Origin of the sequence: Synechococcus sp. R55.3 (genome assembly GCF_047461975.1) — a bacterium.
Classification (GTDB): domain Bacteria; phylum Cyanobacteriota; class Cyanobacteriia; order Thermostichales; family Thermostichaceae; genus Thermostichus.
In genome coordinates this window covers 48,208-58,843 of record NZ_JANSIG010000005.1, presented here as the reverse complement: position 1 = coordinate 58,843, position 10,636 = coordinate 48,208, and the positions used below count along the sequence as shown (strand labels likewise).

The 10,636-nt window shown below is 56.7% G+C and carries 10 protein-coding genes; 6 read left to right on the top strand and 4 right to left on the bottom strand.

The annotated features are described in order from the left end of the window. Positions 1–1,005: GUN4 domain-containing protein (locus NW849_RS01670; RefSeq protein WP_414355638.1), on the top strand; the 1,005-nt coding region annotated here is incomplete at its 5' end. Positions 1,006–1,040: 35 nt separating this feature from the next. On the opposite strand, the gene NW849_RS01665 is transcribed toward NW849_RS01670, so the two are convergent. The 3 genes from NW849_RS01665 to NW849_RS01655 all read right to left on the bottom strand — a co-directional run bounded on the left by NW849_RS01665 (position 1,041) and on the right by NW849_RS01655 (position 3,902). Beyond that, positions 1,041–1,382 (bottom strand): hypothetical protein, encoded by a 342-nt coding sequence (locus NW849_RS01665; RefSeq protein WP_414331053.1) that lies wholly within the window; start codon positions 1,380–1,382, stop codon positions 1,041–1,043. Next, complete coding sequence (locus NW849_RS01660) at positions 1,360–2,160, bottom strand: hypothetical protein (RefSeq protein ID WP_414331055.1); 801 nt, start codon at positions 2,158–2,160, stop codon at positions 1,360–1,362. The genes NW849_RS01665 and NW849_RS01660 overlap by 23 nt, the downstream gene beginning before the upstream one ends. Before the next feature lie 389 nt (positions 2,161–2,549). After that, on the bottom strand, positions 2,550–3,902 hold the full coding sequence (locus NW849_RS01655) for an FAD/NAD(P)-binding oxidoreductase (protein ID WP_414355637.1): 1,353 nt from the start codon (positions 3,900–3,902) through the stop codon (positions 2,550–2,552). A gap of 377 nt (positions 3,903–4,279) precedes the next feature. Between NW849_RS01655 and NW849_RS01650 the strand changes: the two genes are divergently transcribed. After that, positions 4,280–7,045, top strand: a complete 2,766-nt coding sequence (locus NW849_RS01650; protein WP_414355636.1) for a cation-transporting P-type ATPase — start codon at positions 4,280–4,282, stop codon at positions 7,043–7,045. Positions 7,046–7,190: 145 nt separating this feature from the next. On the opposite strand, the gene NW849_RS01645 is transcribed toward NW849_RS01650, so the two are convergent. Then, complete coding sequence (locus NW849_RS01645; RefSeq protein WP_414355635.1) at positions 7,191–7,436, bottom strand: hypothetical protein; 246 nt, start codon at positions 7,434–7,436, stop codon at positions 7,191–7,193. A 262-nt stretch (positions 7,437–7,698) separates the two neighbouring features. Here NW849_RS01645 and NW849_RS01640 point away from each other — a divergent pair, with 262 nt between their 5' ends. The 4 genes from NW849_RS01640 to NW849_RS01625 all read left to right on the top strand — a co-directional run bounded on the left by NW849_RS01640 (position 7,699) and on the right by NW849_RS01625 (position 10,589). After that, positions 7,699–8,151, top strand: a complete 453-nt coding sequence (locus tag NW849_RS01640; protein ID WP_011432404.1) for an AbrB family transcriptional regulator — start codon at positions 7,699–7,701, stop codon at positions 8,149–8,151. 140 nt (positions 8,152–8,291) lie between these two features. Beyond that, entirely contained in the window at positions 8,292–9,695 is a 1,404-nt protein-coding gene (locus NW849_RS01635; protein WP_414355634.1) for a 1-acyl-sn-glycerol-3-phosphate acyltransferase, read from the top strand. Positions 9,696–9,861: 166 nt separating this feature from the next. After that, a complete protein-coding gene (locus NW849_RS01630; RefSeq protein WP_414355633.1) occupies positions 9,862–10,077 on the top strand; it encodes a hypothetical protein in 216 nt (71 codons plus the stop codon). 116 nt (positions 10,078–10,193) lie between these two features. Further along, positions 10,194–10,589 (top strand): OmpA family protein, encoded by a 396-nt coding sequence (locus tag NW849_RS01625; RefSeq protein ID WP_414355632.1) that lies wholly within the window; start codon positions 10,194–10,196, stop codon positions 10,587–10,589. The last annotated feature ends 47 nt before the right edge of the window (positions 10,590–10,636 follow it).

Below are 10,636 nucleotides of genomic sequence, written 5' to 3'. Positions count from 1 at the left end.
GATGTCTACGCCTTGGCAGCAACCCTCTACACGGCGCTGACGGGGATGGTGCCTATGTGTGCGCCAGTGCGGGCCACCGGTCGCCAGTTGGATCCCCCCCGTAGCCTCAACCCCAGCATTCCAGAGGCCGTAGAAGTGGCCATCCTCAAGGGAATGGCTCTCAAGGCAGAGGATCGCCCACAAACCATGGCCGAATGGTTGGCACTGTTGCCGGCAGAAGCCTCTCAAGAAGAGAGAAAGCGGGTTGCTTTTGAGCCGGCCATCCACACCCAAGAGCTGCGGGAGCTGGAGCAGGTCTTGGCCCAGACCCCGGAACCGCAAGATGGGCTGGAACAGCTTTTGGCCAGCCACTCGGCAGAAGAGCTGGAGCAACTGGTGGCACCGCCCACCCCCCCGACGGTGAAAAGAGAGACAGGGCCCGGATCCCTGATTTTCCCGGAAGTCTGTCCAGAAGGGCAGGGAAGTCGAGAGGGATCCCAGCCCGGAACCCTCTCTTGGCCAGAGTGGGTGGGGGAAGCAGCCCCTGCCTTGCAAGGTTTGTGGGATCGGCTGCAAGCGGGGCAGTGGGGGGAAGCGGATCGCTGGACGACCGCCTTGATGTTAAAACTGAGCGGGCGCTCGCAGGTGGGCTTTTTTGATCCCAAGGATATTCAAGCCTTCCCCTGCCCAATGCTGCGCTTGATCGACCAACTGTGGGTGCGGGCCAGCCAAGGGCGCTTTGGCTTTAGCGTTCAAAAGCAACTGTGGCAAGGATGCGACCCCGGAGGAACCTCAATAGGCAGATCGCGATCCTTCTCCGCCTTGCCCCGCGAAGAGTGTATGGGGGAAGCCGTGGGTTGGCGGATCCAAGGTCGCTGGCTGGGGTACGGCGAGCTCAAAACCAGCCTGGATGCACCGCCAGGACATCTGCCTGTCGGCTTTTTTTGGGGCTACTCGGGTGGCTTGCGCTCGGCGCTGCTGACGCTGGATCGAGTGGTGCTGAAAAAGCTAAAAGCCTGTTTCTAAAAAACCTGGCTTGAAATGACTAAAATGGGTAGCCATCAATTCTTGAAAGGGGAGATGCTCTTTTCTTGTGGGTTTTCGCGAATAGCTAGACCCAAGTGAATCAATGCCGTCTCAACGGTATTGACCTGCTCTGCTAAAGTTTTCCACCCTCTTGCCTTTAAGCCATAACATTTGCCAAAGTAAGCTCGAGCTGCTGCAAAGGAAGCAAAGGTTTTTTTAAGAGTCGCTACGGTCCAGGGCTTGGCATTCAGCCGCAGCCAATTTCGTTGACCTTGCTGCTGTTGCTCGGTGATGAGTTGGTCTGTCAAGCTAACAAGCTCAGCATAGTTGCGCCGCGAGGTCGCGATTGCCGTTTCAAGACTCTCGATGAGACCCATGGTTGTTCTCCTGAGGCAACTTCCCTTGATAAGACTCCTGTTCTTTCTCCTGAAGCAACTTTCTAGAACCGGCAGAGAGCAAGTTGGTTTCAAAAACAGACTTGATGTTGTTCAGGTAACTTTGCAATAAGCTCTTAACCCATAGGATGGGAATTTGGTTTACCGCATTCTGAAGCTGGTCGAAGAGATGCTTGAGCTGCTTCAGAGCTACGATAGCATGACCGAGAACTTCTTGCGCTTGAAGCTGCTCTTCCACAAGCTCTCTCATTCTGTTGGCTAGCCGCTGATTCTCAAGTTCTTTCTCGGTGAGCAAACTAAGAGCTGCTTCCTCAGTCTCGACTATTTTAAATTCAAGTTTTTGGTTCTGCTCTTCCAGAAACTCAATCTGCTTAGTTAGTAAATCCGCCTCAACCCTAAAGCTAATACCTCTATTCGCTGGAAAGCTAATAAGTAGGTCGCTGTACTCTTGCTCTTGAAGCTGCAGCTCTCTGAGTACAGGCTCTGCTAGTTCGGATAAGACTTTGTGAGCTAATCCTACTTTCAAAGTATCTCCGCCGCCGTGTCCGGGAATAGGAATTCTTAAATCACCCCGAACAGCCTGCGTGCTATGTCTGGCACGTCGCTGAACAATTTCCCAGCCCCACTCTTTTGCTTGACGCAAAATATCCCGTTTTCGCCAATTCCTTGGAGCCTGAATAATGGCTTGGATATTTCTCTGCTGCTCTATAATTTCATTTCGCCTCTTGATGAGATACCCTAGCTCTTCTTCGTCGGACATATGATAACATCCTTAGATGAGACTTTCACACTTAGCCTATTCGGTCTTTACGGAGACTAGGGGAAAGTTATGCGGCAAAGCCTTACATCTCAAAAAACATTGATACTAAGAAATATTTTGTAGCTTTGTCCGCGATCTTCCTCAGTAATTCCCAGGACAATCTAGAGGCAGTCAGACTTGGTTCTGCTTGCGAAAAAGGGTGAGTGGCTGGGGTTGGGGAGCTTACAGCCGGCTTGGAAGGGCCAAAAATCACCTGCCGGTGGGCTGTTCCGCGAATACTCAGGCGGCCTGCGCACGGCGCTGCCGATGCTGAAAAGGCTAAAAGCCTGCCTCTAAAAAAACTCCCCTCTCCCAGAGGAGAGGGGTCAGGGGCGAGGGATCCAAGAGCCTTAGTAGCGATGCACCAACTTGTTGATGGGCTTGAAGATGTCTGCCTCAAACTTTTTGCCCTTGAGCATGCGGTTCCAATAGAGCCAGGGTAATAGATGCACCTTGGCTAGGTACATGGAGTAGCGCTCCCGCGTCGGATCCAGCGGGAAGGAGGGAGCCAGTTTCCCCCCGTAGGCAAACTCCGCCATGATTAGGGAGTTATAGCCTGTGATCAGGGGACAACAGGTGTAGCCATCATACTGGGCCACCGGGGGCTTGGACTGCATGGCAGCCAAGAGATTTTCGGCCAGTACCGGCGCTTGCTTGCGGGCGGCAGCCGCCGTTTTGGACGTTGGCAGAGAAGAGGCATCTCCCAAGGAAAACACGTTGGGGTAGCGGGTGTGCTGCAGCGTTGCCTTATCCACATCCACCCATCCTCCCGGCCCGGCCAGGGGGCTGCGCTTGACAAAGTCCGGAGCGCTCATGGGCGGAGCCACGTGGATCATGTCGTAGTGCAGGCTCACCTCTTCTTTGCCATTGTCGGTGGTGACTTCAAAGATGGCTTCCTGAGTCTCAGGCCGGATGGCTTTGAGGTTGTGCTTGAATTTCACCTGGATCCCTCGCCGCTCTACCACCTTCTCCAGGGCAGCACTGTACTCCGGCACGGCAAAGAGAGTGGGAGTGGCTGTGCAAAAGAGAACCTTGGTGTTGACGCCAACCCCACTTTTGCTTTTGAAGACATCGTCGGCCAGGTACATGATTTTTTGGGGGGCGCCACCGCACTTGATTGGGGTAGCCGGGTACGTGAAGATGGCTGTTCCCCCCTTGAAGTTGCGGATGGTCTCCCAAGTGTAGGGGGCGTAGTCCTTGGAGTAGTTGCTGGTTACTCCTCCTTTGCCCAGCGCCTCCGGCAAGCCCTCGATCAAGTGCCAGTCGATTTGGATCCCTGGGGCCATTATGAGGTAGTCGTACTGAATAACCTGGCCGGTCTCGGTGATGACGCGGTTGTGATCTGGATCCAGCTCTGCCACTCGCGCTTGAATCCAGGTGGCTCCCTTGGGGATCACAGTCCTTTCGTCCCGGATAAACTTGGCCAGGGGGGCAATACCTCCCCCTACCAATGTCCAGCCGGGCTGGTAGTAGTGCTTGTCGGAGGGCTCGACAATCGCGATATCAAGATTGCGCTTGCGCTCCAGCAACTGGGCCGCTGCGCTGATGCCGGCAGCCCCTCCTCCCACTACAACAATTTGATGGTGAATGACAGGTTGCGAAGTTCTGGAGGTGGATCCCTCCACGCCAGGGCGCCCGTTCGTTTGGGTGGAGGCGGGTGGGGATTGGGTTTTGAGTTCCATTGGCTTAGTAGTCGTTGACACAGCAGTTTCCTCAAACAGAACTGAACTTGAGCTCAAGAAGCTGTTTAGTTTAATGCGGAAGAACCTGTTAAATGACAGCCAACAACCCCGAACTGGCAATCCGTAGAAGACTCTGCAGATTGCCAGCCTTCAGGAGTTGCAGCTGGGAAACAAGCGTAATCATAACACCCGATAAGAATATAGCCATTTTTTCAAGCTGTCGAGAATTTGAGGCAAATCTTAGCCTGGGACTTAGGCTTTGTTGACGCTGGTGGCAGCAGTGGCATCTCGGAGGATGAGCAGCATCCGCTAGGCTGTGGACTGTACGAAGGATTTGCCGCCGGGTTCACGGCTGGCCTTCAAGTTCTGTTGCGATTCAACTGGAGACCTTCATCACGATGGCAAAATCCATCCCTGCTGGCTCATTGCCGGTTGCTCCCTGGCACGCCCTGCCCGAAGAGGAAGTTGCCCGCCAAATCGTTGCAGTGGATCTGCCTCTGGCGGCGCTTCTGGAACGGGGTCTGTCTCAAGCTGAGGTGATCCAGCGGCAGAAGCAATATGGCCCCAACGAGCTAAAGGCCAAGGCAGCTACCCCGGCCTGGGTGAAGTTTCTGCAGCAGTTCAACCAATCCTTGCTCTACATCTTGATGGTTGCCGGGGCGGTCAAGGCGTTCTTGGGATCCTGGCGCAATGCCATCGTGATCTGGGCGGTGGTGGTAATCAACGCTCTCATCGGCTACATCCAGGAGTCCAAAGCGGAGGAAGCGATTGCCGCTCTGGCCCAGTCGGTGGTGACGGAGGTCACGGTCATCCGGGAGGGGCAAAAACTGCGGGTGCCCTCGCGGGAGCTGGTGCCGGGGGATGTGGTGCTCTTGAGCTCGGGAGATAAGGTACCCGCCGACCTGCGCTTGCTGAGCGTGCGCAACTTGCAGGTGGATGAATCGGCCCTGACCGGAGAGTCGGTGCCGGTGGAAAAACGGCTGGGATCCCTGCCAGAGGAGACTTCTCTTGCGGACCGCCAGAACATGGCCTATGCCGGCAGCTTTGTTACCTTCGGCCAAGGAGCGGGGGTGGTGGTGGCCATTGGCAACCAGACTCAAACAGGCCGTATCTCGGAGTTGGTCGAAAAGGGGGGATCCCTGCAAACCCCCCTGACTCGCAAGTTCGAGGAGTTCAGCCTCATGCTGCTCAGGATCATCCTCAGCTTGGCCGGGCTCACCTTTTTGGTGGGATTGGCTCAGGGACAGGGGGCGGCCAGTGTCTTTGAGGCGGCAGTGGCGCTGGCGGTGAGTGCTATCCCCGAAGGCTTGCCGGCGGTAGTCACTGTAACCTTGGCGATTGGGGTTTCCCGCATGGCAAAACGCCACGCCATTATTCGCAAGCTACCGGCAGTGGAAACCCTGGGCAGTGCCACGGTGATCTGCTCTGACAAAACCGGCACCCTCACGGAAAACCAGATGACGGTGCAGGCCATCTACGCCGGATCCCAGCTCTACCAAGTTACGGGCAGTGGCTACAGTCCTCAGGGACAAATCCTGGCCCAGGAGGGGGGTGATCCAGTGGAAGTGGAGCGGCTGCTGGCGTTACAGGCTTGTCTCTTGGCCGGCTGCCTCTGCAATGACACCCGTCTGCAACCCAAAGACAACGGCCAGTGGGAGGTGGTAGGGGATCCCACCGAAGCTGCCCTCATTGTGGCAGCCCAGAAGGGGGGTCTGGATCTGGAAGAACTGCAGCGCCGCCGCCCTCGCCTGGACAGCATCCCCTTTGAATCCGAGTTTCAGTACATGGCTACCTTACACAGATTGGGGCCGGAGGAGCATTGCATTTACGTCAAGGGATCCGTAGAGGCTCTCTTGTCCCGCTGCCATAGCCAGATGGGATCCCAGGGGGAGATCCAGCCTCTGGAAGAGGAGCGGATTCGCCAGCAGGTGGAGGCCTTGGCACAGCAGGGGCTGCGAGTTCTGGCCTTTGCCCAAAAAACCGTCCCCAGCAGCCAAACTCGGGTGGATCACCCAGATCTGCAGGAGGGTTTAATCTTCCTCGGTTTGCAGGGAATGATTGACCCGCCGCGGCCAGAGGCCATTGCCGCCGTGCGTTCCTGTCAAACAGCTGGGATCCAGGTGAAGATGATTACCGGCGACCACGTGCTCACGGCTCAAGCCATTGCCGAGCAGATGGGCCTGGGGGGTGGCAAACCAGTCAAAGCCTATAGCGGCCAGGATCTGGAGCGGCTCAGCCCCGAGAAGTTTGTTACAGCCGCCAATGAGGGATCCGTCTTCGCACGGGTGGTGCCAGAGCAAAAGCTGCGCCTGGTGGAAGCTCTGCAAGCGCGGGGGCAGATCGTGGCCATGACCGGCGATGGCGTCAACGACGCTCCGGCCCTAAAGCAAGCAGATGTGGGGATTGCCATGGGGCGAGGCGGCACCGAAGTGGCCAAAGCTGCTGCCGACATGATCCTGACCGATGACAACTTCGCCTCCATTGAGGCAGCCGTTGAGGAGGGGCGCACGGTTTACAACAACCTGCTCAAAGCCATTGCCTTCATCCTGCCGGTGAACGGAGGGGAGTCAATGACCCTTCTCCTCAGCGTCCTCCTCAACCGCAAACTGCCCATTTTGGCCATCCAGGTGTTGTGGCTCAACATGATCAACTCCATCACCATGACGGTGCCTCTTGCCTTTGAGCCGAGCACAGGCCGAGAGATGACTCGCCCGCCGCGGGATCCGAACGCCAACTTGCTCTCTCCTAGGCTGCTGCAGCGCATCCTGCTGGTGTCCGTGTTCAACTGGATCTTGATCTTCGGGGTTTTTGAATACATCGAACAAACCACCGGCAACCTTAACCTGGCCCGCACCATGGCCATCCAAGCGTTGGTGATCGGGCGCATCTTCTACTTGCTCAGCCTCAGCCAGGCCATTCCTACCCTGTTGGGCCGTGGACGTGCCAGCCAATTGGAGCACCATGAGCGCCTCATGGATACAGCAGCCATTGCCATCGGCATTGGGGCGGCCATCCTGCTGCAGATCCTCTTCAGCCAGTGGAGCTTGTTCAACATTATCTTCGACACAGCACCCCTGTCTTGGGAGCAATGGGGCTTTTGTTTGCTGGTGAGCTTGCCACTCATCGTTGTCTCAGCGGTAGCCAATCGAGTGGATCCTGAATGAATAACTTGCTTTGGGCAACTCGCGCTCACTGCGCTCCCATCTGAAGAAGTGCCGAAGAGGGGATCCCTCAGCCATTACTCAGATGTAGCCGGCCTCTGCCAAGAGATAAAAATGCCTGCTGGCCTAGGTCTGATGGCATCCAGCTTCACACCGCTCTGGCTGTCTTTTCGACCGATTTGCGCAAGGCAATCACCATCTCAGCGGCGGTTTTTTGGAAAGTCGAGCCTGTTTTCTGGCGGAAGTTGCAGAAGACGTGATCAGAGTTCGGGGCACCTGACGAGTGAGGATGAGGTTGTCTCCAAGCAATGCCTATCCCCTGCGCGCCTTCGGCCATGGGGTGAAGTCTCAATTGCTTTCCCCTCTCAAAGGCGGTCAATTGCATCTGCGCCACGGCACCACCCCTATTCCAACGGCAATCTTTTGTCAGCTCCCTCCACGCAAACCCCAGCAGCCTTCAGCGCTTGAGTTCTTTTTGCCTCCATCACCTTTTGGCAAGAGCGGGAACATCTCTTGAGTGAGAAGAGGCTTTTCCTTCCGAGCTGCCGGCTCAAGGAACAGGAGAAAAACCTGTCTTCAAAAAAGCCTCCGACTTTCGGTTGCAGGGGTACACCATAAGGCTATGATCTTAGGGGAAGGATGTAGGACATTAAAAAATGTCAGATATACCACCACAACCTTTAACCGGGAAGGCTCTGCTCCAGAAGGTCGAAGCGTTGGGGCATCTTCCACGCCGAGAAACGGCAAAGCGATGTGGCTATGTAACCATGACCAAGACCAACAAGCCTCGCGTCAACTTGAATGAGTTCTATGACGCGGTGCTGGCGGCAAAAGGTCTGAGTCTCAGCCCAAGTTCCAGCCGGGACAAGCGCGGTCGTGAGCCAACCTTTCGGGTCAGCGTTCACAAAAATGGGCAGTTGATCATTGGGTCGGCCTACACCGAAAAAATGAATCTCAAACCCGGGGATGAGTTCGAGATTCAGCTAGGTTACAAGCACATTCACCTCAAGCAAGTGCTAAACGGCCAGGTGGTGGAGGAGTCAACCCCAAGTAAAGAAGCTTCCCCCAAAGCGACTCGCGGTCGCCGGAAAAAAACTGCTGGGGCTTGAGCCGCTGCCGGGCCGGGAGTGAGGAGAAGGGATCCAGTTGACGAACTGTCACTGTGTGGCTTTCTTCTTGCCTTGCCCTCTTTAAGATGGGATCCAAAGCCTAGGTTCACCGATCTTGCTGACCCTAGATAAGGATCCCTATGCAACAGAAGGTTCAGCCACCCCTCAAGTTTTTGCCGCCGCGATTGACGCCTTGGGTCGTTCATTTCGCTCAAGCAGGCTTGCCCTTTTGGTTGCGATGGACCAAAGGGATCCCTCGCGTTGAAGTAGAGGGGGGAGAGCGTTTGGCTCAGCTTTATCAGCAGTTTGAGGCGGGCAAGATTCGCCTGCTGGTGGCGTTTCGACACCCGACCCTCGATGATCCCCCCTGCTTGATGTACTTGTTTGCCCATCTCCTGCCGCAGGTGGCCCAACGCCAGGGGATCCGCTTTCGGGGCCGGCCCCACGTTTTGTTTGTCTACGACCGCGGCCTACCTCTGTGGCTGGGATCCGTTGCCCGTTGGGGCTTGCCGCGCTTGGGCGGGATCCCGATTTTGCGGGGCCGTCTGGATCGGGCAGGGCTAAAAAGTTCTCGTGAGCAGTTTGTATCGGGCCGATATCCGCTGGCGGTAGCTCCAGAAGGAACGATCAACGGTATGAGCAGTCTTCTCAACCCGTTGGAGCCGGGGGTAGCCCAGATGAGCTTTTGGGCGGTGGAGGATCTGCACAAGGCGGGACGGCCAGAGCAGGTGCTGATCTTGCCGGTAGGCCTTCGCTATTCCTACCTGCGGGATCCCAGTGCCGCTCTGAATAGATTGCTCAGCCGCATGGAGGCCGATTGCAAGCTGCCGCCCACGCGCTCGGCTCACGCCGGTCAAGCCTTTTTGCTGGCCCGTATCCTTCGCTTGGGAGAACACCTGCTCCAGGTCATGCAGACCTTCTATGAGCGCTTCTATGCCCCTGCTCTTCCTGCTGCAGATAGAGCCCAAGTTAAAGAGGGGGATCTGTTGGCGCGTCTTCAAAGCTTATCGGATCTGGCCCTGCGGGTGGCCGAGCAACATTTCGGCCTAGAGCCTCAAGGAGACTTCATCGAGCGGCGGCACCGCATCGAACAGGCGGGCTGGGCCTGGATCTACCGCGAAGATATTGCCGATATTGCTGCTCTCTCGGCTTTGGAAAGGGGGCTGGCCAATCGAGTGGCTGCTGAGGCCAGTTTTCACCTCTGGCACATGCGCTTGGCGGAAACCTTGATGGTGTTTGCGGTGCGCCCCATGCCCGAGCAGCCCAGTCTGAGTCTGGATGAGTTGGCGGAAACCGCCCTGCGCCTCTGGAGTCTGCTGGCTTGGATCAAAGGAGAAAATCCCGTCGGAACTGCTCCCCCCCGCTTGGGCCCCCGCCTGGCGCGTTTCAGCATTGGGGATCCCCTCTCGGTTTCCGAACGCTGGCCCGCCTACCAGGCCAACCGCCGACAAGCCGTACAAGCCCTCACCCAAGATTTACAAGCAGAAATGGAGCGGCTTATCAAAGGGATCCCGTGCTCCCCTGCGGTCCTCCCTGCTGTCTGACATGCCTAGTCGGCTCAGGGGCAAAAAGTGTAACAATTCCTGAGACATCTTGTGAGATATTTCGTGAAAGTAAAACGAACTTTTGCATTATCTGACAAGCAGGTGAAGGAAAGGGGAAGTTTCTGGCTCTTGGGGTAGAAAGGGGGCAGAAAGGAAGTGAGGCTCGTTGGCTTGGTCTATGTCTGATGAGCTGCTCCGCGCCATCCGCAGACGCGACCTGGAGGCCGCCACTTCAGCCGTGCAGCATTTGCGTTCTCGCCATTTAAGTGAGGCTGTGATCACCTCGATGGTGATGGTGGCCGTGGAGCGGTTGGCATGGGATGAAGGCGACCGGGCCGCCGCCAGTTGGTTACTGCGTCGCTGCTCCAGACGACGGCGCTGAAGGGATCCCCCCTGGCCCAGAGGTCATTGCGATACTTCCCCTTTCCCTGGATCCGAGGGGCTTCCCGTGTCAACCTGCCCACAAAGCCCTATCCGCAGAGGGATTAGCTTTCTTCCTTGCCCTTGTTCGGATCGTCGGGATGCTGTCGGTCTTCATCAAGCAAGGTAAGGGTCTACGGCATTCTCTTTGCCTATGACTCGGATCAGATTGAAGCGGCTGCCGAGCCCACCCTTGCCGAGATCGCCAAGCTGATGCGCGAGCGCACCAACCTCAGCATCCTCGTGGTCGGTCATACCGATGCAACCGGTAGCTTCGACTACAACCTAGGTCTCTCGCGGCGCCGGGCCGAGGCGGTTGTCAACCGGTTGGTTCAGCTGGGTATCGAGCAACGTCGACTCTATCCGGTTGGTGTGGGGTTCTCTGCTCCTGTGGCCAGCAACACCACTGAGGAAGGCCGGGCGAAGAATCGCCGCGTGGAGTTGGTGGATCTGGCGGGTGGCAGAATCCCCTAGGGGAGAGTTTCTGAGTTTTGGCTCAGGGCAAGCATCGCCGAAACTCT